Annotated in this window: 22 protein-coding genes; 15 read left to right on the top strand and 7 right to left on the bottom strand. The window is 50.2% G+C overall.

The window, feature by feature from the left end; translation table 11 throughout:
* Positions 1 to 2: 2 nt before the first annotated feature.
* The 3 genes from ACO0LH_RS19990 to prpB all read right to left on the bottom strand — a co-directional run bounded on the left by ACO0LH_RS19990 (position 3) and on the right by prpB (position 2,634).
* The gene (locus ACO0LH_RS19990) at positions 3 to 476 is read right to left on the bottom strand and encodes a GNAT family N-acetyltransferase (RefSeq protein ID WP_422942901.1); all 474 of its coding nucleotides are present in this window, start codon (positions 474 to 476) and stop codon (positions 3 to 5) included.
* A 34-nt stretch (positions 477 to 510) separates the two neighbouring features.
* The gene (gene prpC, locus ACO0LH_RS19985) at positions 511 to 1,659 is read right to left on the bottom strand and encodes a bifunctional 2-methylcitrate synthase/citrate synthase (RefSeq protein WP_422942900.1); all 1,149 of its coding nucleotides are present in this window, start codon (positions 1,657 to 1,659) and stop codon (positions 511 to 513) included.
* A gap of 84 nt (positions 1,660 to 1,743) precedes the next feature.
* The gene (gene prpB / locus ACO0LH_RS19980; RefSeq protein ID WP_422942899.1) at positions 1,744 to 2,634 is read right to left on the bottom strand and encodes a methylisocitrate lyase; all 891 of its coding nucleotides are present in this window, start codon (positions 2,632 to 2,634) and stop codon (positions 1,744 to 1,746) included.
* A 205-nt stretch (positions 2,635 to 2,839) separates the two neighbouring features.
* On the opposite strand from prpB, the gene prpR reads away from it, so the two are divergent.
* The 9 genes from prpR (at position 2,840) to ACO0LH_RS19935 (ending at position 10,792) form a co-directional block, all read left to right on the top strand.
* A complete protein-coding gene (gene prpR / locus ACO0LH_RS19975; RefSeq protein WP_422942898.1) occupies positions 2,840 to 4,432 on the top strand; it encodes a propionate catabolism operon regulatory protein PrpR in 1,593 nt (530 codons plus the stop codon).
* A 109-nt stretch (positions 4,433 to 4,541) separates the two neighbouring features.
* Complete coding sequence (locus ACO0LH_RS19970) at positions 4,542 to 4,907, top strand: response regulator transcription factor (RefSeq protein ID WP_422942897.1); 366 nt, start codon at positions 4,542 to 4,544, stop codon at positions 4,905 to 4,907.
* Complete coding sequence (locus ACO0LH_RS19965; RefSeq protein ID WP_422942896.1) at positions 4,904 to 5,515, top strand: chemotaxis protein CheC; 612 nt, start codon at positions 4,904 to 4,906, stop codon at positions 5,513 to 5,515. The genes ACO0LH_RS19970 and ACO0LH_RS19965 overlap by 4 nt, the downstream gene beginning before the upstream one ends.
* Entirely contained in the window at positions 5,515 to 6,519 is a 1,005-nt protein-coding gene (locus tag ACO0LH_RS19960; protein ID WP_422942895.1) for a GGDEF domain-containing protein, read from the top strand. The genes ACO0LH_RS19965 and ACO0LH_RS19960 overlap by 1 nt, the downstream gene beginning before the upstream one ends.
* Positions 6,520 to 6,590: 71 nt before the next feature.
* Positions 6,591 to 7,472, top strand: a complete 882-nt coding sequence (locus ACO0LH_RS19955; RefSeq protein WP_422942894.1) for a putative selenate ABC transporter substrate-binding protein — start codon at positions 6,591 to 6,593, stop codon at positions 7,470 to 7,472.
* On the top strand, positions 7,472 to 8,365 hold the full coding sequence (locus ACO0LH_RS19950; protein ID WP_422942893.1) for a phosphonate ABC transporter ATP-binding protein: 894 nt from the start codon (positions 7,472 to 7,474) through the stop codon (positions 8,363 to 8,365). Before ACO0LH_RS19955 ends, ACO0LH_RS19950 begins: the two co-directional genes overlap by 1 nt.
* A gap of 5 nt (positions 8,366 to 8,370) precedes the next feature.
* Entirely contained in the window at positions 8,371 to 9,210 is an 840-nt protein-coding gene (locus ACO0LH_RS19945) for a PhnE/PtxC family ABC transporter permease (RefSeq protein WP_422942891.1), read from the top strand.
* The gene (phnE, locus tag ACO0LH_RS19940; RefSeq protein ID WP_422942890.1) at positions 9,207 to 10,010 is read left to right on the top strand and encodes a phosphonate ABC transporter, permease protein PhnE; all 804 of its coding nucleotides are present in this window, start codon (positions 9,207 to 9,209) and stop codon (positions 10,008 to 10,010) included. Before ACO0LH_RS19945 ends, phnE begins: the two co-directional genes overlap by 4 nt.
* Before the next feature lie 47 nt (positions 10,011 to 10,057).
* A complete protein-coding gene (locus ACO0LH_RS19935; protein ID WP_422942889.1) occupies positions 10,058 to 10,792 on the top strand; it encodes an AAA family ATPase in 735 nt (244 codons plus the stop codon).
* A 7-nt stretch (positions 10,793 to 10,799) separates the two neighbouring features.
* Here the strand turns inward: ACO0LH_RS19935 and ACO0LH_RS19930 are convergent, their stop codons facing one another.
* A complete protein-coding gene (locus ACO0LH_RS19930; RefSeq protein WP_422942888.1) occupies positions 10,800 to 12,191 on the bottom strand; it encodes a YfcC family protein in 1,392 nt (463 codons plus the stop codon).
* 10 nt (positions 12,192 to 12,201) lie between these two features.
* Positions 12,202 to 13,320, bottom strand: coding sequence for a succinylglutamate desuccinylase/aspartoacylase family protein (locus tag ACO0LH_RS19925; RefSeq protein ID WP_422942887.1), 1,119 nt, complete (start codon positions 13,318 to 13,320; stop codon positions 12,202 to 12,204).
* A 330-nt stretch (positions 13,321 to 13,650) separates the two neighbouring features.
* On the opposite strand from ACO0LH_RS19925, the gene ACO0LH_RS19920 reads away from it, so the two are divergent.
* From ACO0LH_RS19920 to ACO0LH_RS19905, 4 genes are all read left to right on the top strand, one after another.
* On the top strand, positions 13,651 to 14,604 hold the full coding sequence (locus ACO0LH_RS19920; protein ID WP_422942886.1) for a MurR/RpiR family transcriptional regulator: 954 nt from the start codon (positions 13,651 to 13,653) through the stop codon (positions 14,602 to 14,604).
* Between the two features lie 93 nt (positions 14,605 to 14,697).
* Positions 14,698 to 17,424 (top strand): TonB-dependent receptor, encoded by a 2,727-nt coding sequence (locus ACO0LH_RS19915; RefSeq protein WP_422942885.1) that lies wholly within the window; start codon positions 14,698 to 14,700, stop codon positions 17,422 to 17,424.
* Between the two features lie 254 nt (positions 17,425 to 17,678).
* Positions 17,679 to 18,842 carry a cyanophycinase gene (locus ACO0LH_RS19910; RefSeq protein WP_422942884.1) on the top strand — a complete coding sequence of 388 codons (1,164 nt, stop codon included), beginning with the start codon at positions 17,679 to 17,681 and terminating at the stop codon, positions 18,840 to 18,842.
* A 334-nt stretch (positions 18,843 to 19,176) separates the two neighbouring features.
* Complete coding sequence (locus ACO0LH_RS19905) at positions 19,177 to 20,745, top strand: methyl-accepting chemotaxis protein (RefSeq protein ID WP_422942883.1); 1,569 nt, start codon at positions 19,177 to 19,179, stop codon at positions 20,743 to 20,745.
* A 57-nt stretch (positions 20,746 to 20,802) separates the two neighbouring features.
* Here ACO0LH_RS19905 and ACO0LH_RS19900 read toward each other — a convergent pair whose 3' ends face one another.
* Both ACO0LH_RS19900 and ACO0LH_RS19895 read right to left on the bottom strand, forming a co-directional pair.
* Complete coding sequence (locus ACO0LH_RS19900; RefSeq protein ID WP_422942882.1) at positions 20,803 to 22,401, bottom strand: hypothetical protein; 1,599 nt, start codon at positions 22,399 to 22,401, stop codon at positions 20,803 to 20,805.
* A gap of 189 nt (positions 22,402 to 22,590) precedes the next feature.
* Positions 22,591 to 22,926: an energy transducer TonB gene (locus tag ACO0LH_RS19895; protein ID WP_422942881.1), complete on the bottom strand. Its 336-nt coding sequence runs from the start codon at positions 22,924 to 22,926 to the stop codon at positions 22,591 to 22,593.
* A 345-nt stretch (positions 22,927 to 23,271) separates the two neighbouring features.
* Here ACO0LH_RS19895 and ACO0LH_RS19890 point away from each other — a divergent pair, with 345 nt between their 5' ends.
* Complete coding sequence (locus tag ACO0LH_RS19890) at positions 23,272 to 23,724, top strand: cache domain-containing protein (RefSeq protein ID WP_422942880.1); 453 nt, start codon at positions 23,272 to 23,274, stop codon at positions 23,722 to 23,724.
* Between the two features lie 346 nt (positions 23,725 to 24,070).
* Positions 24,071 to 26,170: a putative bifunctional diguanylate cyclase/phosphodiesterase gene (locus ACO0LH_RS19885; protein WP_422942879.1), complete on the top strand. Its 2,100-nt coding sequence runs from the start codon at positions 24,071 to 24,073 to the stop codon at positions 26,168 to 26,170.
* The last annotated feature ends 26 nt before the right edge of the window (positions 26,171 to 26,196 follow it).

Genomic DNA, 26,196 nt, shown 5'->3' with positions numbered 1-26,196 from the left:
ACTCAGAGTTGCAATTTGAAACCTTCATGTGATGCGATAAAACCCAGGCTGCCATAAAAGCGATGTGCCTGCAGTCGTTTCTTGTCGCTGGTCAACTGTACCAGTTGACAACCGCGTTCACGAGCCAGCTGTATGGCCTGCTCAATAAACCAGTGACCTATGCCCTGCCCGCGCAAGTAGCCATCGACCCGCACGCTTTCTATCATGGCGCGGGTAGAACCTTTCCGGCTCAGGCCAGGGATTAAAGTTACCTGCTGCATGGCAATGACGCGGCCATCCATCTCGGCCACCATCAGAAACTGATTGTCGTCAGCTGTTATGCGGTCAAAGGCCTCGACATAACATGCGTCGTCAGAACCCACACCTTCACGGTTCTTGCCCAGGTCATCATCAGCGATGAGTTCCAGCAGGCGCGGCAGATCCTGCTTCACAGCGCGCCTGATGCTGAGTTTTGAGAAATCTGCCTGCACTGTCATCTTGCAACCTCTGGTTTGCTAATTATGGTTTAACTTATTTACGTTTATTCAGGGGAACAAACTTCAGATCTTCAGGACCTACATAATTGGCACTAGGACGAATGATCTTGTTATCGATACGTTGTTCTATGATGTGTGCTGCCCAGCCCGATGTACGCGCGATCACGAACAAGGGTGTGAACATGGCGGTCGGCACACCCATCATGTGGTAGGACACGGCAGAGAACCAATCCAGGTTAGGGAACATCTTCTTGATATCCCACATCACGGTTTCCAGACGTTCGGCGATATCAAACATCTTCATTGCCCCAGCTTCTTTAGACAGGTTGCGCGCCACTTCTTTGATGACCTTGTTACGTGGATCAGAGATGGTGTAGACAGGGTGACCGAAGCCGATGACAACTTCCTTGTTTTCTACGCGTTTCTTGATATCCGCTTCTGCTTCATCAGGATTGTCGTAACGCTTCTGGATTTCAAACGCGACTTCATTCGCACCACCATGTTTAGGGCCGCGCAAGGCACCGATCGCGCCAGTGATGGCAGAATGCATGTCTGACCCCGTACCAGCAATCACACGGCCAGTAAAAGTGGATGCATTGAATTCATGCTCTGCATACAGTATCAATGAAGTATGCATGGCTTTTTCCCACGAAGCGCTTGGCTTTTCACCGTGCAGCAGATGCAGGAAATGACCGCCTATGGATTCATCATCCGTTTCGGTTTCTATGCGCTTGCCATTATGGCTGTAGTGATACCAGTACAGCAGCATCGAGCCCAGCGATGCCATCAGACGGTCAGCGATATCGCGTGCTCCAGGAGTGTTGTGATCGTCTTTTTCTGGCAAGACACAACCCAGTACAGAAACGCCAGTACGCATGACATCCATAGGATGTGATGAAGCAGGTAGCCATTCCAGTGCCGCTTTCAGGTTTGCTGGCAAGCCACGCAAGGCTTTCAATTTAGTCTTGTAAGCACGCAACTCTGCAACAGTGGGCAATTTGCCATGTACCAGCAAGTGGGCAATTTCTTCAAATTCGCAAGCATCCGCCACGTCCAGGATATCGTAGCCGCGATAATGCAGATCATTACCTGTCTTGCCTACGGTACACAGGGCAGTATTACCCGCAGTAACCCCAGACAGAGCGACGGATTTCTTGGGTTTGAAAGGAACTGCTTCAGTCATGATTTTTTCTCCATTGATACATTAGATGTGCTATTCCCGTCTGCTGGCTTGATGCAGCACAAGGTCGGGAAAGTCTATTTAGTCTTATTTGGCTTTTTGCTGCGCAAACAGCGCATCTAGCTTTTGCTCAAAGTCGTGGTAATTGATGCGTTCATACAATTCCATACGGGTTTGCATGGTATCGACGACATTCTTTTGCGTACCATCACGGCGTATCGCGCCATAGACGTTTTCTGCCGCCTTGTTCATGGCACGGAAAGCTGATAGTGGGTACAGCACCAGACCCACATCCACCGCGGCCAGTTCTTCAACAGAGAACAAAGGAGTGGCACCAAACTCGGTAATATTTGCCAGAATAGGTACTTTGACTGCATTGGCGAATTGCTTGTACATCGCCAGTTCAGTAATCGCTTCCGGGAAGATCATGTCAGCACCTGCCTCTACGCAAGCCAGTGCACGCTCTATCGCCGCTTCCAGGCCCTCAACTGCCAATGCATCGGTGCGTGCCATAATGACGAAGTTGTCGTCGGTACGCGCATCTACCGCTGCCTTGACGCGGTCTACCATTTCCTGCTTGCTGACGATCTCTTTACCTGGGCGATGGCCGCAACGCTTGGCTCCTACCTGGTCTTCGATATGAATGGCAGCAGCGCCAAACTTGATCATGGATTTGACAGTGCGCGCTACGTTAAAGGCGGATGAACCAAAGCCGGTATCCACATCGACCAGCAAAGGCAGATCGCAAACATCAGTAATGCGGCGCACATCGGTCAGAACATCGTCAAGGTTGGAAATGCCCAAATCAGGCAAGCCCAGTGAACCGGCAGCGACACCGCCACCAGAAAGATAGATCGCCTTGAAACCGGCACGTTTTGCCAGCAAAGCGTGGTTAGCGTTAATCGCACCTACCACTTGCAAAGGGGATTCTTCTTGCATGGCCTTACGAAAGGCTGCGCCTGCGGAGTAATTACTCATGTGAATTCTTTCAGGTTAATGAACAGAGTTGACTACCCGCATTGCAATCAGCGTGCCAACCCGGGCTGCTAGCCATGAAAATTGTTGATTCATATACAAATCAAGCACTTATCTTGGATGAAGTCATGAGTGTCGCTAGTCATTATCGGCAAAATGTTTCATAATTATGTTTCAAAATAAAATTTGAAACATAATTGAAACTAATATGAAACACCCTGCCTTGCCAAGAGATAGTAGTGACAAACCCGTCATCTGGACAGTTTCAATTTCGCGATTGTTCGATATGTTCCGCGACATCATGGTTGAATATGATGGGATTGCAGACATAGAACCTATTCATATGGGCTTCGAAGAGGCCGCGCAATACCTGCGCGAGCGCTTGCAGACTGAAAAATGCGATGCTGTCATTGCAGCAGGTTCAAATGGTGCGTACCTGAAAAACCGTTTGCCCGTGCCTGTCGTCATCGCCAAAGCCAGCGGCTTTGATGTCATGCAGGCCTTGGCGAGGGCGCGTAAAGTGTCACCTGCCATAGGCCTGATCAATTATCAGGAAACCATGCCTGAGCTGGCCGATTTCAAGAACACCTTCGGCTTTCCGCTGGAACAGCGCACCTATGTCACCGAAGAAGATGCCCGTGCCCAGATCAGCGAACTGAAAGCAACAGGCATCAAGGCTATCGTCGGTGCCGGCCTGATCACTGACCTGGCAGAAGAAGCCGGGTTGACAGGCATCTTCATGTATTCTGCCGCTTCAATACGCCAGGCTTTTGATGATGCACTCGAAATTGCCCGACTGACAAGACTGGAATCTTCTCGGGGCCGCCATCACCCGGCTGCCGAATCACTGCGTGCCAAGCATACCCTCAGTGATTTACGCGGTGATTCAGCGCTGATGCAAAACACCCGGCAATCCATTGCTCTGTTTGCCCGTTCTCCTGCCACTGTCCTGTTGCAAGGTGAAACCGGCACTGGCAAAGAACTGGCAGCCCAGGCCATGCACAGGGAAAGTCCAAGAGCGCGCCAGCCTTTTGTGGCGGTCAATTGCGGTGCCATCGCTGAAAGCCTGCTGGAATCGGAATTATTCGGCTACGAAGAAGGGGCTTTCACCGGTTCCAAACGTGGCGGTCATGCGGGTTTGTTTGAAACTGCTCACCGCGGCACGGTCTTTCTCGATGAAATTGGTGAAATGCCCCTGCCCCTGCAAACCCGTTTGCTGCGCGTGCTGGAAGAGCGTGAAGTCGTCCGTGTGGGCGGCATGCGGCCAATACCGGTGGACGTGCGCATCATCAGCGCCACCCATTGCGATCTTGAAGCCCGGATAAAAGAAGGAAGGTTTCGTGCCGATTTGTATTTCCGGCTTGCCGTATTGCGTCTGCATCTACCCTCTTTACGGGCCAGGCAAGAAGATTTGCTGCCACTGGCAGAATGGTGCCTGAAACACGCCCTGGCAGCCATGGGTGTACGCCAGCATACCAATCTGCATGCAGAAATCGCTAGCTGCGCTCCGCTTCTCCAGCAATACACCTGGCCGGGTAATGTCAGGGAATTACGCAATCTGATGGAAAGACTGGCCCTGTTCCTGGCAGCCGAACCCTTACAGGCACTGACGCCCGGCTTTGTCAGCAGAACTTTGCCAGAACTGGCTATCAGTACCGATTTAACAACAAGCCCTGCACCGTTGCTGATACCGGAATCACTGGAGCAGGTCATGGAAAAATTCGGTCAAAACCGTGAGGCAGCAGCCGATTATTTGGGGATCAGCAGAACCACCCTATGGCGACGTCTGAAGAAACATTAATTGATCATCTTGACTACTAAATTTTCTGCGCTCTAAGGTAAAATGAATTTAAGCTACTACCAGCACGATTTGCAGCTGCCAGGTAGATTCGTCCCATATAAAAAATATTATGAAAAAACTACTAATTGTTGATGATAGCAAGGTTTCACGCATGGTGATCCGTGCACACATCAAGGCCGCTCATCCAGAGTGGGAAATTATTGAAGCAGGCAATGGCGACGAAGCCATTAAATCGGTAGAAGAACATCAGCCTGACTTTTGCACAATGGACATCAATATGCCTGGCATGCTCGGCACGGATGCGGCTGAAATGATATTGCAGAAAAATCCCAGGATTCGTATTGCGATTTTTTCTGCGAACGTGCAGGACACAATGCAAACAAGGGCCAACTCCATAGGCACGATTTTTGTAGCAAAACCGGTTACAGAAAAATCCATCACCATCGTACTTAAATATTTCGCGAGCGGACAATGAATTCCTTGACCGAACTTCATCTCGATGCATTAAGCGAGGTCTTCAATGTCGGAGCAGGGCGGGCCGCGGCCAGCCTCAGCGATATTGTCGGTGACGAAGTCCGGTTGTCCGTGCCATCAGTAGAGATTCGCAAGTCATCTGAAATAGATTTTGCCGCCATCGGCTTGCAAAGCGAAAAATTTGGGGCAGTACATCAGACATTTAGCGGTTCATTTGAAGCAGAAGCAATTTTGCTGTTTACCGAAGCGCATGCGCTGGAAATCGTGCGCGATATGATGGGCTCGCAAATCAGCATAGAAGATCTGGCTGAATTTGAGCAAGAAGCCATGTGTGAATTGGGCAATATCATCCTGAACGCCTGCCTGTCTGCCATGGCAGACATGCTCAATATCCCCCTGAATTGTTCTCTGCCTGATTATTCTGTGGCCACGACCGAAGAGATATTCCGCCGCATCAGTGATGATCTGGATCAACCCTATATCCTGTTGCTGCATATTGATCTGGCGATAGAAAGACGGCATTCTGAAGGACATTTGATTTTCTTGTTAAGTTCAACTTCCCTGAAGGATTTGGTCTTCCAGCTGGACAGGTTTCTGGGAGCTGTCTGATGACACAAGTGTTACTTCCCTCGCCGTTCGCTTTGGAACAGATATTAAATTCCATCAGCCTGGGTTTGATTGTCGTTGACTGCAATCAGATCGTCAGACTATGGAATGGCTGGGTGGAAAAACATAGTGGTGTTCAGTCTACGCAGGCCGTAGGCAAACATATATCCGAAGCTTTTGAAGAACTTCCCAGCCGTGCGATCTTAAGTGCCATCAGCAATACGCTGAATTACGGCCTGCCGGTAGTCTTGTCGAATGCGCTGCATCGTTCGCCCCTGCCCCTGTTTCAGCGCGGCGAACAGGAAACGGAAAAAAAACGCATACACCAGTCCATTACCCTGACCCCGATCGCATCAGAATTTGGCGGACGTGATTGCCTGATACAGATCAGTGATTCAACGACATCGATCAAGCGCGAAAAAATCCTGCTCTCCCATTCCGAGACCTTGAAACGGGAAGCAACGACCGACAGCCTGACGGGTATTTATAACCGCCGTTTCTTTGACGAACATTATAAAATGGCACTAGGCCATGCGGTACGTCATAACGTGCCCTTGTCAGTATTCATGGTCGACATCGATTATTTCAAGGAATACAACGACAGCTATGGCCACGTTGCAGGTGACAAGGCACTGATACAGGTTGCCTCTGCCCTGCGCAAACAATTGTTAAGGGCGACTGACGTGCTGGCCCGTTTTGGGGGCGAAGAATTCATTTTGATGTTGCCAAATATGGCACCTGATTCTGCCATGCAGTTCGCAGAAAAATTGCGCGTTTCAGTTTTGGATCTGAATATTCCCCACATCAAATCCCGGGTCAGTGAACACATCAGTATCAGTGTGGGTTTCAGTAATTTTTACAAACACCCGGATATTGATCAGCATGCCTTGCTGAAATGTGCTGATGCCGCCCTCTATGAAGCAAAGAAGTATGGCCGCAACCAATGCCATTACCTGCCTTTGCAACATTTTGATGCGCACTCGATACAGCAGATAAACCCGTCTTAGACCAACGAGAAGTTCATCACGCGGCTGAATCTTCAGCCGTATTTTTTGATATCCGGCCAAAAGGAAATGCCATGTCCAAACCTGCTCCACATTTTTCTCTTTTCCGTCGCGCCTTACACCTTGCACTTGCAACTGGCTTGTTGACATTTTCTGGTCTAAGTCTGGCGCAACAGGTTTTTCGCGTATCAGCCATACCGGACGAAGCGCCCACAGAATTACAGCGAAAATTCAAACCTCTGGGTGCACTGCTGGAGAAAAAACTGGGCATGAAAGTGGAGTTCATTCCCGTCACGGACTATGCAGCTTCGGTAGAAGGCCTGATCAATAAAAAACTCGACATGGTCTGGTTTGGTGGCTTCACTTTCGTCCAGGCCAAGGTCCGCAGCAAAGACCAGGTCATACCGCTGGTACAACGTGAAGAAGACGAAAAATTCAAATCAGTCTTCATTACCACCGATAAAAACATCACTAAACTCGAAGACCTGAAAGGCAAGACCTTCACCTTCGGTTCTGAATCTTCCACTTCCGGCCATCTGATGCCGCGCTCTTATTTGCTGGCAGCCAAGATCAACCCTGATACGGATATGAAGCGTATTGCATTTTCTGGCGCGCATGATGCAACTGTCGCTGCCGTATCTGGTGGCAAAGTCGATGCAGGCGCCCTGAATATTTCAGTCTGGGAAAAACTGCTGGCGCAGGGCAAGGTTGATACCAAGCTGGTACACGTGTTTTACACCACGCCAGGCTATTTTGATTATAACTGGTCAGTCCGTGCGGACATGCCTGCCGACTTGCGCAAGAAGATCACCGATGCCTTCCTGAATCTTGATCCCGCCAATCCGCAAGACAAGGAAATCCTAGATCTGCAACGTGCAACACGCTTCATCACGACCAAGGCTGACAACTACAAAGCCATCGAAGCAGCGGCACATAATGCCGGCTTGCTGAAGTAATGTCGGCAGCAATGACGGTAACACAGCTGCGTTTGCAGCAATTGAACGTGGCTTTTCCCGGTGCCGTACACACTGCGCCGGTGGCAGGGCAAGCGCAACAGCAATACATACTTGAAAACCTGAACCTGACGGTAAGCCAGGGTGAGCAGATTGCCATCATAGGCCCGTCTGGTGCGGGCAAAACCACTCTGCTGCATACCCTGGCTGCGGCGCATCGGCCAACCAGTGGGCAATATCACTTCATGGATAAAAATGTCTGGGCACTGTCGCATAAGGCGCGTCATGCTTTGCGTCATCATTTGTTCCTGGCACCGCAAACCCCGCCTTTGCCTGCACGCCAGCGCGTCGTTACTGCTGTTCTGGCAGGTCGCCTGCCACAATGGACGCTAGCGCAGGCGCTACGCAATCTGATCAAGCCTGCAGACCCGCTGGCTGCCTGGCAAGCCTTGCAGCATTTTGATCTGCAACACAAGCTCTATGCCAGGGTAGATAAATTGTCTGGTGGCGAGCGCCAGCGCTGTGGTTTGGCACGCCTACTGTTGTCCGATGCCAGCCTGCTGCTGGTGGATGAGCCGCTTTCTGCGCTTGACCCTACATTGGCCCTGCAAACCCTCAATACCCTGCAGCAGGAAGCAAAGCAACGTCAAGCGACACTGATTTGCAGTCTGCATCAGGTGGAACTGGCACGCCAGCACTTCCCGCGCATCATAGGATTACGTGCTGGTCAAGTCTTGTTCGACAGCGACAAGGTGGATGATCAGATGATCGCTGATCTTTACCGGAATACCGGCAATGCGGGCAATCTCAGCGCACAAAAAATTGAAATGCCAGCCCCAGACCAGTCTGACTTGGCTGACCTGTCTGACCTGCCTGACACTCTCCGCTGTTTTTAAGCAAGATGATCTACCAGGCAAGTCATCCAGATACCCCGCATGACCCTGCATGGCGCATGCGGGTAACAGTCACGCTGTGCATGCTGGTGCTGCTCTGGCCCATGTTGCTGATCACTGAATTCAAGCCCTGGCAACTGATAGACGCACAGAGCTTGGGCGCGACCTGGCGTTTCCTGTCCGGTTTTTTCCCACCTGCGCATTCCCCAGAATTTTTACTCATTGTGCTGGAAGCGACCTGGCAAACCATTGCCATGGCCACCGCTGGTCTGACGCTGGCCTTGCTGGGTGCAATACCCATGACCCTGATCGTCAATGCGCATTTATCGATTTCACGCATAGGCGGCGGCCGCATGCATGGCATGGCGACACTGCTGCGCCAGATCGTACGCTGGAAGCTAGTCTTGCTACGCAGCGTGCCCGAACTGGTGTGGGCCCTGCTGTTTGTGCGTCTGGTAGGGCTGGGGCCGACTGCTGGTGTATTTGCCATTGCCCTCACCTATGCCGGCATGCTGGGCAAAGTCTATGCAGAAATCCTCGAAGCCAATGATGCTCACGCCACCGACAGCCTGCTCAGAAACGGCAGCAGCCGCCTGACAGCATTTCTGTACGGTGCCTTGCCTAATGCTGCACCGGAACTGATTTCCTACACCATCTACCGCTGGGAATGCGCGATACGCGGCTCGGTCGTCATGGGCTTTGTCGGCGCTGGCGGCCTGGGGCAGCGTATGGATGAATCCATGAAAATGTTGTCTGGCGCAGAAGTGTCGACCATGTTGATCGTTTTTGTGGTGCTGGTTGGCATCGCCGACTTGGCCAGTAAATTATTCCGCAAGGCACTGGCATGAGTACGCATGACAACCATATGCCCGCTGCACCTTCATACTATAGCCCACTCAAGCTGGTATTAAGTGCAAGCATTCTCTTCCTGGTGATAGCCAGCTTTGTCAGCCTGAATATGGAATGGCGTGCCCTGTTCAGCGACGATGCCGCCAGTAAAACCTGGGAATTCATGCAAGGTTTTGCACCGCCAGACATCAGCCCTGCCCTGCTCAGCAAAACCACCCTGGCCTCATTTGAAACCCTGGCCATGTCCGCACTGGGTACCTTGATTGCCGCCATACTGGGCCTGTTTCTTGCCCTGCCAGCCAGTGGCCGCTTTGGCAAGGCGGCAAAAAGCAGCACGCGATTATTTTTGAATGTAGCGCGTGCCATACCCGAACTGGTGTGGGCATCTGTCATGCTGATTGCCGCTGGCCTGGGGCCGTTTGCTGGCACGATTGCGCTGGCCGCTCATACTACCGGTGTACTTGGTCGCCTGTTTGCCGAAGTACTGGAAAACGCCGCACCACAAGCAGAATCAACTTTGCGCCTGAATGGTGCTTCTGCCATCGACGCCTTCCTGTATGCCACGCTGCCACAAAGCCTGCCGCAAATGCTTTCTTACACCTTGTACCGCTGGGAAAACAATATCCGCGCGGCCGCTATACTCGGCGTAGTGGGTGCCGGTGGCCTCGGGCAGATGCTGAAGTATCATCTTTCACTGTTCCAGATGCAGACTGCAGCCACCGTCATCATTGCCATGCTGGTGCTGGTAGCCATGGTGGATGCACTGAGTTTTGCAATGCGGCGCTGGTTAATGAACTAAATACTGCATCTGTACGCCCCAGTAACGCACGACATTAAAATGACGCCATGAGCCTTTCCGCCAAACCTTATCTGCAACGCGTCAGCATGCGCGATGATACTGTCATTGATTTTGACAGCTACCCTTATCACATTCCGGCTGTCAGGGAACTTGATATGCTGGAGTTTCATGCAGACGTCACCTTTTTCGTCGGTGAAAATGGTGCAGGTAAATCAACCGTACTGGAAGCCATCGCCATGGCACTGGGTTATGGGCAGGAGGGCGGCACGAAGAACGTCGCTTTTCGCACTACCGAATCAGTGTCTTCGTTGCATCAGAATTTAAGATTATCCAAAAGCTTCAAGAAACCACGCGATGGTTATTTCTTGCGGGCAGAGAGCTTCTTCAACGTCGCCACTTATATGGATGAAGTCGGCTATGTCGAAGGCTACGGCGGCTCGCTGCATGCGCGCTCGCATGGCGAGTCTTTCATGGCGCTGTTGCTCAACAAACTGCAAGGCAATGGACTCTACCTGATGGATGAACCCGAAGCTGCCCTGTCACCAAACCGCCAACTGGCAGCCCTGAGCGTCATCCATCAACTGGTGCAGAATGGTTCGCAATTCATTATCGCCACCCATTCACCGATATTGCTGTCGTATCCGCATGCAAAAATTTACCAGTTTGACGGCAGCGGCATTACGGAAACCAGCTATGAAGACACGGAACACTTTGCGGTGACCCGTGACTTTCTGAACAATTATCCCAAACGTCTGGAACAACTGCTCGCAGATGAAGAGTAAGCAGAACTTACCAGCTGATCACACAAGACAAAGCCAGCAAACTCAGCGCCAGCACGAAATAAAGTAATTGCAGCGGTATCATCCATTTTGCCCAGCTTGCCCAGGGTATGCGTGCCAGTGCCAGCACGCCAACGGTAATGCCTGATGTCGGTATCATCGGTGTCGTAAATTCGCCGAACTGGAAAGCCAGTATGGCTGTCTGCCTTGTCACCCCCACCAGATCAGCCAGGGGAGCCATGATGGGCATGGTCAACGCTGCCTGCCCGCTGCCGGAATGAATAAAGAAATTGATGACAGACTGAATCACAAACATCTTGTGGGCAGCAAAAATGGGATTGGCCGACTGCACAAACGGCATCAGTGAATACAGCATGGTATCGATGATATTGGCGTCACGCGCCAGTATCATCGTGCCACGCGCCAATGCAATCACTAGTGCCGTCGTCACCAGGTCCCTGGCACCCTGCATGAAAGCCTCGACAAAGCTATCGGCGGGCAATTTTCCGACAATGCCGACCAGTATTGCCATCACCAGGAACAATGCAGCGATTTCTTCTATATACCAGCTGTATCTGACGACGCCCACGACCATGGTCATCAATGTCAACAAGAATAAAGACAATACCGCTTTGTGTGTTGCAGTCATGCCTGTGAAGCTGGTGAATTCTTCTATTTTCAGATTGCCACGTTTTTCCTGATCAATAACAAAGGTCGGGCTGAGTGAGGGATTTTTCTTGATACGCGCCGCATACCAACTCAGAAAGGCAATCGTCACCGCCGTCGCCAGCACCCAGGCCAGCAAGCGAAAACCTATGCCAGAAAACAAGGGCACACCAGCGATGCCCTGCGCAATGCCGACATTGAAGGGATTCAGAAAAGCAGCCGCAAAACCGACTTGTGAGCCGATGAAAGGAATCGATACCCCCACCACCGAGTCATAACCCAATGCCAGTGCCAGCGGAATAAAAATCATCACGAAGGGTATCGCCTCTTCTGCCATGCCAAAGGTGGCACCGCCCAGCGAGAACAGAGTGACAAACAAGGGAATAATCGCTGCGCGCACCAGTCGCGAATGGGTATGTGCCTTGGCGACCGATTTGATCATTGCGTCAATCGCCTCGGTTTTTTGCAATACCGAGAAAGCACCACCGACAATCAGCACGAAACCAATGATCAGTGCGGCTTCGACAAAACCTTTGATCGGCGCCATCATCAACGCCACTGCACCTTGCGGATTGCTGCTGACATAATGGAACGTAGCGGGATCAATAAGTGTCTTGCCATTGACGACATGACTATCATATTTACCGCCAGGTACCAGCCAGGTGGCGATGGCAATCAATGCCAGCAATGAAAACAGCAAGACAAAGGTATTTGGCAACCTGAGTTTTTTCAACATGATTTACTCCCTACAAAGACAGCAAATTGCCGGTTCGATAAGCCACTGGCCCGGCTATTTTTGCTATGCGCATGCCATGCGTTGCATAGCGTCTGGCAACCCGCGCAAACAAGATACCGGGGACAGTCGCCAGCACGGGTGTCACTATGCCGCTGAACGGGTCGACAATATCGGCAATTTTTTCACCTGCCAAAATATGTTCGCCTGTGTTTTTTCTAAATACCAACACACCCGCATGCGGTGCGCACAATGGCTCTACCCCTTCCAGGGGCGTGGCTTTGCAAAGTGCTCGCGGAACAGCGGGCGCGTCACCAGCAATATGCCCAGCATGCTGCAAGAACTGAATGATGGCCTGCGCATCAGCCTTAGCCAGTTCATGGCTGACTTCGGTTTCGCCCCGCAATTCAACTGTCACGGCAAGGCAGGCATTGCCAAGTGGTGTGCTGGTACCCAATTGCTCTGCCAGCTCCCACCAGTGTCTTGAGCATGATTCATCAAAAGGGTCATCGCCCGACAACACCGAGACCAGCAATGCCTGTGCGCCCAGGTAAGCTGCCAGTGGCATGGCGGCGTTCACCAGTGGCGTCGCTGTATATAAGTGCATGACGGCCTGGTTATCACAATGCAGATCCAACACAATATCAGCGTCAATCGCCAAGGTTTGCAGAATTTTTTTCTGGCTCTCGGTGGCAGATTCTGTATGCCATTCGCGCAGCAAACTGCGCGCAGCTTGCCTTACCAGGGTGGTGTTTGTATTGCTGTCTGCGCCCAGCTTTCCTTCCAGCCGCTGTAATAATTGTGATGTCAGATGACGGTAGCCACGATTAAAATTTATACCGGTCGCCAGATCAAAACGCCCAAAAGCTGTGCCCTGCACATCTTGTGACAGCCCGATTGGGTTGGCGACGGGGACGACGACAATCTCACCCGCAATATCTGCCCGTGCTTCATGTTTAACCAGCATTTCACGCAGATAGTGCGCAACCAGCATGCCAGGTATTTCATCGGCATGCAGCGAAGACTGAATGTATACCTTACGGCCATTACTGGCATTGCCATAGTGAAAACTCTGTATTTCACGAACTGTTCCGCTACTGGCAGGTGGTAAGGCATGACGCTGTATCTGCATAGAACACTCTTTTCTTCGATGTTAAAGGATGAATCAGGATCGTCATGTAATCCGCAGGAAGTACAAAAATGAGGCTTAAACCACACATCTTCTTGAATTCGCCTGAAATGCAAAATCAGAGATTGGCTGACATGCATGATTCAAGTTGCTCTGAAATGAAAGTAAGCCGAAAAAACAACAGCGCCTTATCTGTCTGTCCCCGTAAATTTTATGAACGATTTTTTACATATTCTACATTTATGAAAAAAAACAGACAATATCTATTGAAAATATTTTTAAACCGGTCTACAGTTCATTCATCGACAAAAGAATGCTTACCAAATTATTCGCATGAAAAAACTAAATACCCCAGTTGAATCCACCTCACCAGAATTGGTGTTTGCCAGATCAACGCTGGGTGAATCACTGATGCTGGTGCTGCAAGAAGGTTCGGCTTCGTATAAACGCATCGCCAATTTTCTTTTACGCAACCAGGTGAAAGTGACTGCCTTGGGTATAGAAGATATGGCAGAGCAATGCGAGGTCTCTACCGCAACTATCAGTCGTTTTGCGCGCGACATGGGTTTTTCCAATTATGCAGGTCTGCGTAACCAGATTGCAGAAGTGGTACAGGCGGTTTTTCAACCGGTGGAAAAACTGCGCAACACCATAGAATCCGGGAAAAATGCGCCTTCGCCGGCACACAACAGCATGCAATTTGCCACAGCCAATATTGATGCAGCAAACCAGGGCATGTCAGAGCAAGTGTTGGGGCAAATCGTCACACGCTTAAGCAAAGCTGCCACCGTCTACGTCATGGGTTTTGGCCTCAGTGCACACCTGGCCGGCATACTGGCTTTGCACCTGCAACCCTTTTGCCCGCATGTGATTGAAGTCGTTGGCTATGGCGGCACTGAGGTCGCGGCCGGCCATCTGGCCAATATTTCTGACAAGGATGTATTAATCGTTATCTCTTTCCCGCGCTATGCACTTGATGTCATCAAGCTCACCCAGTTTGTGCGGGATCATTCAGCCTGCATCGTGACAATTACGGATTCACCGGCTTCACCTATCGCGCAACTGGGCGACTTTTTATTGCTGGCACCGAGCACACATGGTGTTTTGCCCAGCAGTTCGAGCGCGGCAATTGCCGTGATAGAAGCGCTGGTCAGCAGCATCATGGTATCGAACAAAAAGAATGTAGAAAAGGCCATGCGCCTGACGGAAGCCATTTCAGCCTATTTGCACAGTGCTGACAATAACGTGAAATATACACAGCCGGATAGCAACAAAACCAAGAAGTAAATTCCAAAAAATAAGCAAATCACAGTCACCCTCCGGGGTGCCTGAGGGGGATGCTTTTTTTAAATTTCTGTAAAACCTGAGGAGAGCAAGGCAATGGCAACGAGAAAACAAATGTTTCAGCCCATACCCAAGAAAGTAGCAGCTGCAACCTGGTCTGCACTGACTGTGATGGCGATGCTGGGCATGGCGGAACAAAGTGCGTGGGCGCAAACTGAAACCAATGCATCAAATGAGGCAAATAAACCGCAACGCGTGGAAATCACGGGTTCATCTATCAAGCGTATAGATGCCGAAACCGCCTTGCCGGTTCAGATCATCAACCGTGAAGCGATAGAAAAAGCGGGTGTCACGACCGCTGCTGAATTGCTGAGCAAGGTATCTGCCAGTTCCGCTGCCTTGACCGACGGTGCCAGCTTCAGTGACAACGGCGGTACGCAACGTGGTTTCAACGGAGCCAATCTGCGCGGCATAGGCGTGTCTTCCACCTTGATCTTGCTCAATGGCCGCCGCCTGGCCAATTTCGCATCGCCTGGTACGGCTTCTGGCGTAGACTTGAATTCCATTCCTGCTGCCGCTATCCAGCGCGTCGAAGTATTAAAAGATGGTGCATCAGCGATCTATGGTGCCGATGCCATTGGTGGCGTCATCAACTTCATTACCCGCCCCGATTACCAGGGCGCAGAAATATCAGCCTACTATGGTGATACTCAGCATGGTGGCGCTGACAAGAAAATAGTTAGCCTGTCTGGCGGTATCGGTGACTTGAACAAAGACCGGTACAACCTGATGGGCGTAGCCAATTTCCAGAATACAGGCAGTCTGCGCGCTACCCAACGCAGCTGGATAGGTTCAGTCTATCAACCTGACATCAATCTGGATGTGGGCAGTTCGAATACCTTTCCGGCCAATGTGCGCCGTACCACCGCCAGCGGTGGTACGACAGGTTCGCGCCTGAACCCCAGCGCACCCAATTGCAACCCACCTGCAACGATTTTCGCCGCCGATAGCTTTGTAGGCAGCAAGGCCTGTCTGTATGATTATATGCACGACACGGAAATTTTTCCGGAATCACAACGTGCATCACTTTTAGGTCGTGCCCAGTTTGCAATTAATGGCGACAACACCTTATTTGCCGAAGCCCTGCATAGCGATACCAAAACCACCTACCGCATCAGCCCCCTGACAGTCTCCAATCTCAATTACCCTGTCAATGGCCCCTATTATCCCAATGACCTGATCACGACCAATAAAACGCCGTTGCGCGTAGGTTTGCGCTTGAGCGCTGCCGGCCCGCGCACCAATGAAGTCAACGCGATCGCACAGCGTCTTGTGATTGGCGCAAAGGGAACAATAGCTGGATGGGATTATGATACCGCCATCAATCACAGTGTCAGCAAGGTGGATGACAAATACATCAATGGCTATGTGAAAACCTCGGCTTTTGACAGCGCCTTCCTGACTGGCAAGATCAACCCGTTTGGTCCTTCAAGCACAGACGGCACGACACTTTTGAATGCTGCAAAAATCAGTGATGCAGCACGCCAGTCCAGGGCCACGACGGATTCTTTTGATTTCAAGGCTTCACGTGAATTGTTTGCCATGGCAGGCGGCAATGCCGGTCTGGCCGTAGGGGCAGAATACAGGCGTGAAAAACTGGAATTCACGCCTTCAGCCTTGCTGGCAGCAGGTGAAATCCGTGGTGACGGCGCAGCATCTGCCTATGGTGGCAGCCGCACTGTCAAAGCCCTGTTCGCAGAATTGAACCTGCCCTTGCTGACCAATCTGGAAGCCCAGTTGGCTTTACGCCACGACAGCTATAACGATGTCGGCAGCACCACTAATCCCAAGCTGGGTTTGCGCTGGAATCCTGCCAAGGAAGTTGTGTTCCGGGGCTCATACAGCGCTGGTTTCCGCGCCCCGAGCCTGGCTGATATCAATGAACCGGCCCGTACCGGTCAAACCAGCGGCATCTACAACGACCCGCTGGGATGTATCAAAGTCGGCAATATCGACAACACCAAGAACCCCGATTATTGCGGCATTCAGCCTGACCTGATCAAGGGCGGTACAGCCAACCTGAAACCGGAAACCTCGAAACAATACTCTGCCGGTATCGTGTTGGAACCGATGCGCAGCCTGACGGCATCACTCGATTACTGGCGCATAGAGAAATCCGACACCCTGCTGGCCAATGAGGGCGCATATTTCAGCGATCCAAAATCCAACCCCGGCTATGCCATACGCGGTGCAGCAGATCCTGCCCTGCCAGGCATACCTGGCCCTATCCTGTCAGTCGACGGCCGTGTCAAAAATATCGGCTCACTGAAAACCTCGGGCGTTGATGTCAACGTCAACTGGAAGTTGCCAGAAAACAGCCTGGGCAAATTCAGCGTGGGTTTGAACGGTACGTATGTATTCGATTATAAAACCAGGAACACCGCTGTCAGCCCTGAAGTAAATGGTGTTGGTGTCTATACCGATACCCAGGTAGTACAACGCTGGCGGCATACCCTGACATTCGATTTTGACCGCGGCCCATGGGGTGCCAGCCTGCAACAGACTTACTACCAGGGTTATCACGATCAAAACCCACTGGCTGACGGCTCTGTTCGCGATGTGGAAGCCTATGTCTTGTGGGATGTCAGCAGCAGCTATAAATTCAGCAAAGCTCTGACTTTCAGGGCCGGTATCAAAAACCTGCTCGATACCAACCCGCCAAGGTCTAACCAGATTTATAGTTTCCTGGCCGGGTATGACCCCAGCTATACCGACCCACGCGGACGATTTTTCTATATGTCAGCCAATTATGCCTTCAAATGATAGCCGAGCTTATGCTGCATTTACTTAACTAAAAACATCTCTGAAAGCGCGTTTGGGAGCAACATTGAATGATGTTTGCTCCCTTTTTTAATCCTGAGGTAAGCTGATACCGTACCAGCATCAGAGAAAGCTTCCTCAGCATCACTTCATGTGGTAAAACCGGAATCGAAGCAATGAACATTTTCCTGACATATACAAGACGTAAATTTAAACTTTTCATGGCATGCTGCCTTGCCATTGTTTTCCAGTTCCCTATGACTGCTGACGCAAAAGACATCCCTCCCCCTTCAGGCTCGCTGGTCATTATCGGTGGCGCATTACGCGTTGACAATGCCGCAGTGTGGCAACGCATAGTCCAGCAAGCCGGTGGCAAGGGGGCAAAGATAGCGGTCATCCCTGCCGCCGCTGCCAACCCTGAGCGCTCAGGTGAGCTGACAGTAGAATCATTAAACCAGCACGGTGCACAAGCCTTTGTAATTCCCCTGTCGGTCAAGCACCCTAAATTCAGGCCGCAAGATATCGCCAGCGATGCCGCATGGCTGAAACAGTTAAAAGGCGCAACTGGCGTGTACTTTACTGGTGGCGACCAGGGTCGCATCATCCAGGCACTGGTCAATGCAGATGGCAGTAAAACAGCGATGCTGGAAGCGATCTGGGAAATATATCGTCGTGGCGGTGTCATCGCTGGCAGCAGCGCCGGTGCTGCCATTATGAGTACCACCATGTTCTATGACGCCAAACCAGTCTTACCGACGCTGAAGCTGGGGGTCAGCGATGGCAAGGAAATCGCAAACGGTCTTGGCTTTATTGGACCGGATGTCTTTATTGATCAGCACCTGATTATCCGCGGTCGCTTTGCCCGCATGCTGCCTGTCATGTTGAAGAAAAATTATAAGCTGGGCCTGGGCGTGGATGAAAATACGGCGATGGTGATTACCCATCAAAATGAAGTGGAAGTCATAGGCTACAAAGGTGCTATCCTGCTTGATCTGAGTGAAGCGACTACTGATGTCACTCAAAGCAATTTCAACGTCAGCAATGCCCGCATCAGCTACCTCGATCGTGGTGATCGCTTCAATCTGCAAAGCAAAGTACTGACCCCGTCGGCTGATAAACTGAAAGGCAAGCTGAACCCGGCCCAGCCTTATAATACCGATCAACGCTTCTATCCAGATATTCTGGCCAATACGGTCGTCACCGACCTGATGTTTCATTTAATCGACAGCAAGCAGGAAAGCGCAATTGGCCTGACTTTTGGCATGGACCAACAACCCGAACTGGGTTTCGAATTCAGTTTTAGAAAAGTCGCCGACAGCCAGGGCTATTATTCCAACGCATCCGGTTCTGAAAGCTATTCCATACAAAACCTGCGCCTGGATATCAAACCTGTCACCATGCAGTTGCCGTTGTATAAATAAGCAAACAAGTCCATCACAAAGAGCCTTCGGCCAAGATGACAGCATACAGGTGCTGTCATCTCCAGCAGCTATGCGCAACGATAATTCCAACAAAGCGCCGCGCCTGTCGTTTATACGCAAATTCACTGACTCAAGCCTGCCATCCTCACTTACAATGATTTCACAGGCTCTGGCCTGACAAGACTGCCATGCCACACGCGAACTCATATACACAGCAGTATATTTTGCGGTATATCGGCAAGACCGGGAATTAATATATAGGCAACGTAATTGATTCTGTGGTTTTGATGCAAAAAATACCTTGCTGGCAGCACATATAAAGTGAGACCAAGCCATGAAACTCAGCACCCGCATCATCCTGTTGTGCGCCATCACCTTGCTTGGCATCACAGTCATCTCAGGCATCTCCTTATATTCTCTGCGTCAGACCATGATGAAGGAACGTACTGAACAAATATCTGACCTGGTTACCCTGGCGCATGCTGCAATAGAAAAAGCCTATGCCCAGGAGCAGGCTGGCAAACTGACGCGGGAAGAAGCACAAAAGCAGGCAAAACTGGCGATTTCCAGCTTCCACAAGGAAGACCTGTATTTTTTTGTGCGCGGTTATACCGATGACCTGTTACTGGTACACCCCAGTGCTGCACGCATAGGGGTTCCGCAAAAAGACATGAAAATCTCGGGTGAGCGCTATCGTGCCTCACTAGTGAATAGCACCATAGGTATCGTACAGGCGCCGGGTACCCGCCCTGGTGTTGAAGGACCCGTCAACAAAATCTATGCCGTCATGAAATTTGGCCCATGGGACTGGCTTGTCGGTTTTGGCACTTATATCGACGACATCAATGAGGCATTCTGGCAGCAGGCAGGCATCTTGCTGGGGCTTGGCACCATCATGATGTCCATGGTTGGCGTGCTGGCCTGGCACATGACCAGAGCCATACTGGGGCAACTGGGCGGTGAACCAGCATATGCCGCAGAAGTGGTTGGCCATATCGCTGAAGGTGACCTGACCACAGATATCTATGTAAAAGACAAAGATCAATCAAGCCTGCTGTTTGCGATCAAAACCATGCGTGACAAACTGGCATCTGTCGTCAGCCAGGTGCGTACCGGTTCAGAATCCATTGCCACGGCCTCAGGCGAAATTGCATCAGGCAACCTCGATCTGTCAAACCGTACCGAGCAACAAGCTGGCGCACTGGAAGAAACTTCTTCTACCATGGAAGAACTGACTTCCACAGTCAAACAAAATGCCGACAATGCCCGACAGGCCAATCAACTCGCCATTTCAGCATCTGAAGTGGCGACGCAGGGCGGCAGCGTGGTAGGCAAGGTGGTGGCCACCATGGGTTCCATCAATGAGTCATCGAAAAAAATCGTCGACATTATCAGCGTGATAGATGGCATCGCCTTCCAGACCAATATCTTGGCCTTGAATGCTACGGTAGAGGCTGCGCGTGCTGGTGAACAGGGGCGAGGCTTTGCGGTCGTTGCCAGTGAAGTACGCAATCTGGCACAGCGATCTGCCTCTGCTGCCAAAGAAATCAAGACCCTCATAGACAGCTCGGCAGAGAAAGTGGAAGAAGGTGGCAAGCTGGTTGCTATCGCAGGTTCCACCATGGACGAAGTTGTCGCCAGCGTCAGGCGTGTGACTGACATTGTTGCAGAAATTGCCTCAGCCAGTCAGGAGCAAAGCTCAGGCATAGAACAGGTCAACCATGCGATCGTTGATATGGACAATATGACGCAGCAAAATGCCGCCCTGGTAGAACAGGCATCTGCCGCTGCCCAGGCGCTGAATGATCAGGCCGCAGAACTGGCCCAGGTGGTGAATATCTTCAAAGTACAGCAGATCAGCCGGGCGACACCAAGGGCGCTTCAAACACGCCGTTTGTCATAAAATACTTGGCGCAACAGGTCACTTTAAAAGAAGCGCAGGATTTGTGGTTGACCGATCTCAACCGTCAAAATCCGCAAATATCTTCCCGCTAAGTTGCGCAATAATGCGTGTGCGTTGCAATGCTTCGGTATTCGTATTATCACCACGATCAGCAGTTACCCTGAAGTCGTCAACTTGGTGCTGAGAATTGGGGTAATTCTGTTTTGCTCTCAGTACCCCCAGTTCATAGGTAGAAACTGAGGTTAACTGTTTCGCCGTTTTTTCAAGATGTGCGCTCGCCAACTGACCTTTTTCAAAACCCAGTACAAGCTTGCTCGTTACATGGTCATCAATTGTCGTATATCGATAATTTTGTGAGCTGGCGCTTTCCGTCAATAGTGGTTTTTTCCCGGTTTTCAATTCTTCATGAAAAGCTGCACTCAGCCTGGAATCCAGTACCTGACTGACTTTGCCACTTAAGCCGCCACCTGTCGTCTGTGTTTTTTGTGAAGTCTGGTAGTTGAAAAAATCTGTTTCCTGTAAGCGCGCTGGATTTGATGCGTCTTCCACCCCGGTTATTTTTGCATCAAAATCGGCCAACCCGGTCAGCAAGGGTTGTATGGACTGGTCCCAGAAAACAGGCCTGTCTACGGGTGCGGTATTAAGGTTGATGGCATTATCATCAGCATTTTGTGTATTGATTTTGTGCATGCCGGTAAAGGCTTCTTTATACAGGGAAATCAGCTTGTCATCTGCATGGCCGCGTGAGCTTGCACTGTCAATTTGCGCGAGATAATGTTGTATCGCCTGATTTCTCTGGCTTGTGCTGCCAGGTAAAACCGTATTGTCACGCGCAACGGTAATGTCAATCGCGCCGGCTGTCGTATTGATTTTTAACTGATGCTGCGTCTGGTCAATTTGAAACTTTAACTGACTGTCAGCGCTCTGAATATCCAGTGCGACAGACGAAACAACATTGGTATCAAATTTCGATATGGCATCAAGATTGACGTGGCCACCATTGAAGAAGGCTGCGACTGCGCTTTCCAGTCCTCCGGCTATCGTATCGAGTGCTTTCTTTTCCAGTTCACCCAGTTCGGCACTGCCGCTTGCCTCAACACTGATACCATTTGCATTACTCTTGATACTGAAGTTGATGGTACTGCCAGAATGGAGTTTGACACTTAAATTGACGCTTTGATCCGGGTGATATTCAAGCTTGTCAAAACTGGCCTTTGCCAGCTCTTCCGGTTTGGCGACAGCAGATGAGGCAGAGACAGCCCCCACATAACTGCTTACTGCCTGCTGGTAGGGTTCAGGTGTTGCCTGATAGCGCGCGATCAAGGCCGCACCCAGTCCCTTGAAGCGACTTGCCGCGCCATCCAGGCTATTGCGCTGCCCCAGCAACTGGCTCAATTCATCATTTTCATTGTTTGACCAGACCTGAACGGGATTAAAGGGTTGCAGGCCTGACTTGTCATAAGTAAGTGGTACCTGATTGACATTTGATGCCTGCAAATTCAATGAATAGGCCGATGAAGCAGCTGCGGTGACCGTAGTAGCCGTGGCCGCCACATTCTGCGTTGATGAATTCCTTGATGTTTGCAAACCCGGGCCAGACAAACTAAAAGCAGCAGAATTCAGGCTTGCAATCGTCGTTGCGGTGGTCAATTGCATTTCCTTGAAGTAAGTGATTGCTTAAAAACTTGTTAACTTATCGACAGTAAAATGAAGATCTTTAGCCTAATTGGGCCTGGGCATGTCAGCTGAAATACTGTTTATTTTTTCCAGCCGTTCATAAAAAAAGGATGCCTGACGACATCCTTTGTTGTTTCCTGTACCAGCTTCAGGTGCAGGCATACATACTCAGGTCAGGCTCCAGACATATTCAAGTTTGGTCCAGGCTTGTTGCGGTTTGCCGTCTTTGGCACCTGGTTTGAATGTGCAGGAAGAGTAAATTTTTTGTGTAGCCTTATCAAGCGCCTTGGAGCCACTGGATTTTTCTACCTTGGAGTCCACCACAGTACCGTCGGCACCGACGAGGATAGACAAAACCACGGTACCGGTTTCTTCATTCATCAGGGCAGCTTTTGGATAAACGGCTTTTTCGCAAGATTGCTTATCAACAGCAGGAGCGATTTCATTGGCAGAAGCAGTAAAAACAGAGGCCAGCAACAAAGAGGCTAAAAGGATTTTTTTCATGATCGGATACTTGGACAAATGGGCGAATGGATGGTTAAAGGTTTGATAGGCTTGATACTTTGACAGGCATAAATTGCCATGTGGAAATATGCGCATATTTTAAGCAGTTTTTTGCTGCAAAGCAATATATCGCCTCATCTATCCTGTAAAGAAAAGTTAAATCAAGACCCTGCATTACGCGTGAAAATAGGCCGGATGCACTATGGAGACAGTTTTCCTTGAAAGCTTTGCGTTTTCAAATCATTTCCACTAGTCTGGAACAAGCACCCTGACATATGCGTATATTCGTAAGTTGATATTGAAGTGCTTCCAATAAGAAAATTTCACCCTTCAGGGGACGACAAAATGAAAAACTATAAACTTTTGGCAGCATTGCTGTTTATGAGTCAACTCAATATCGTCCTGGCCCAGGACAATCCCGCTGACGCAGTTGCCATGGTGGATAAGGGAATGGTGTATCTGCAAAAAAATGGCAAGGACGCGCTGGTACAGGAAATCAATAATAAAAACCCGGAATTCATCAATGGTTCGATTTATCTGTACTTGCGCGGGATGGACGGCATCGTCATCGCCCATCCCATCAATCCCAAACTGGTCGGGAAGAACATGCTGGACTTGCCTGATGCTGACGGCAAATACTATCGCAAGGAAATCATTGCCCTGGCCAAAAGCAAAGGAAAAGGCTGGGTTGATTATCGCTACAACAATCCAGTTTCAAAACAAATTGAAAACAAGACGACCTATATTTTCCGCAGTAATGACGTGATTCTTGAAGCTGGAATTTATAAGGGTAAATAAGCCTTGCCTTCTGCATGAATCAGCAAAGACCTCAGTTCTGAGGTCTTTTTTATTTTGTGGATTCGGGCCGGCGCAATTCAGGTATCAACCTGTATAGCGCTTCGTTGATACAAATTCGTTCTCTTTCACTTCACTATCTGTGGGATATCGCACAGACAAGCGGAGGTGGCATGCGTAGTTTAGCTTGCGAAATGAGCAGAAATGTGGGACACAAATTCGGTTAATACGAGCAATCCTTTCATGCTGCGTACTTTACAACGCCATTGCCAAGCCTGAAGAACCACATTCCCGGATGACCAAATCGCCGGAGTCGGCACGTTAACAGCATCAAAAGGGACGAATACTCATGGCCTATCAAATTCTGATTCTTACACCCGAGATGGCTGACGTTAAGGTTTTACAAGATGTCCTTTGCAAAACGAAAGATGGTCCCTATCAGGTAACATCTGAGACCCATCTGTCAACGGCATTGCGGCATCTTAAAAAAGGGAACACTGACGCGATTCTGGTTGATCTGTCTTTGCCCGACAGCACCGGTTTGGCGACTTTCAATGCATTGATTGCGGCCGTGCCCAAAATGCCTATTCTGACCTTGTGCGGCACTGACGAGACGCTCGCCATGGAAGCAGTCCAGTTAGGTTCACAAGGGTATTTAAGCAAAGGCCACTTTGCCAGTTATCTGGTACCGCAATCCTTAAGAAACATCATACAGCGCAAAGCTGTTGAAGAATCTGTTTACATTGACAAGGCACGTGCAGAAATTACGCTCAACTCTATCAGTGATGCCGTAATCGGTACTGATATGGGAGGCAATGTCGATTATCTGAATGTCGCAGCAGAACACATGACCTTATGGACCAGGGAAGAAGCACGTGGCAAACCCATCACTGCCGTCATGCCCCTCTTCAACAGCAATACGCGCCTTCCTAAAACGAATCCAGTTGCCATGGTCTTACAACAAGACATGGCGACGATCTTGACACCGGGAACGATATTGATCAGAAGGGATGGCAGCGAAGTGGCGATAGAAGATTCAACTGCCCCTATCCATGATTCCAGCGGCAAACTCGCTGGCGCTGTCATGGTATTTCACGACATTACCGCTTCACAGGCAATGGCTTTGAAAATGGCACACCTGGCGCAACATGATTTTCTGACCAATTTACCGAACCGTGCGCTGCTCAACGACAGAATTTCACAGGCGATAGGTCTGGCGAAACGTCGCGATACCCATCTCGCAGTATTATTTCTGGATCTGGATAATTTCAAGCACATCAATGATTCATTAGGCCATGCGACCGGTGACAAACTCCTGCAATCTGTTACTGAGCGCTTATGCGCATGTGTGCGCAGTTCCGACACAGTCAGTCGTCAGGGCGGAGATGAATTCGTGATTCTGGTAACCGATGACAAGTCGGCAGAAAACGCTGCCTTTACCGCTGAAAAATTATTGAAGTCGCTGGCAGAGTCACACAAAATCGCCAAGAATGAACTGTATGTGACGACCAGTATCGGTATCAGCGTTTACCCGGCGGATGGGCAGGATGCAGAAACCCTGATAAAGAACGCTGATACGGCCATGTATCAAGCCAAAGACCGGGGTCGAAATAACTATCAATTTTTCAAACAGGATATGAATGTTCGTGCGGTTGAGCGCCAGGTGATAGAAGCCAACTTGCGGCTGGCCCTGGTGCGAAATGAATTTTCATTGCATTACCAACCAAAAATCAATCTGGAAAGCGGTGCCATTACAGGCGCTGAAGCATTACTGCGCTGGACGCACCCGCAATGGGGCATGGTTCCGCCCATTCGTTTCATCGGCATTGCAGAAGAATGTGGCGTTATCGTTCCTATCGGCCGCTGGGTATTACGGGAAGCATGTGCACAGACCAAGCAATGGCAGGATGCAGGATTAAGAATTGCATCCATATCAGTCAATATTTCAGCCGTAGAATTTCGTCGCCAGGATTTTATCGAGGGTGTACGCAATATTTTGATGGAAACAGGTCTGGAACCCGCTTGCCTGCAACTGGAAATTACAGAAAGCGTGCTGATGCATAATGCAGAAGGTAGCATTTCCATACTTCAGCAATTGAAGGAAATGGGCATACAACTAGCCGTAGACGATTTTGGCACAGGCTATTCCAGTTTAAGTTACCTTAACCAGTTCCCGATTGATGTGCTGAAAATCGACCAGTCATTTGTACAGGAAATAAAGTCCAGCAAAACAGATAACGACGGCATTATTGTCAGTGCCGTCATTGCCATGGGCAATAGCCTGAAGCAAAAAGTGATCGCCGAAGGTGTGGAAGAATTAAGCCAGTTGGCTTTTTTAAAAGAACGCCATTGTGAAGAAGGTCAGGGTTACATATTTAGCCGGCCACTGGCCGCCAGACAATTCGCCAAACTGCTAAGTTTAGGAATCTCCTCTCCCATACTGAATTGAAAATATAAAAAAAGGACATGCAAAGC

The organism is Undibacterium sp. TJN19 (assembly GCF_049339485.1).
Taxonomy (GTDB): domain Bacteria; phylum Pseudomonadota; class Gammaproteobacteria; order Burkholderiales; family Burkholderiaceae_D; genus Undibacterium.
This window is presented reverse-complemented; position numbering and strand designations above follow the sequence as displayed.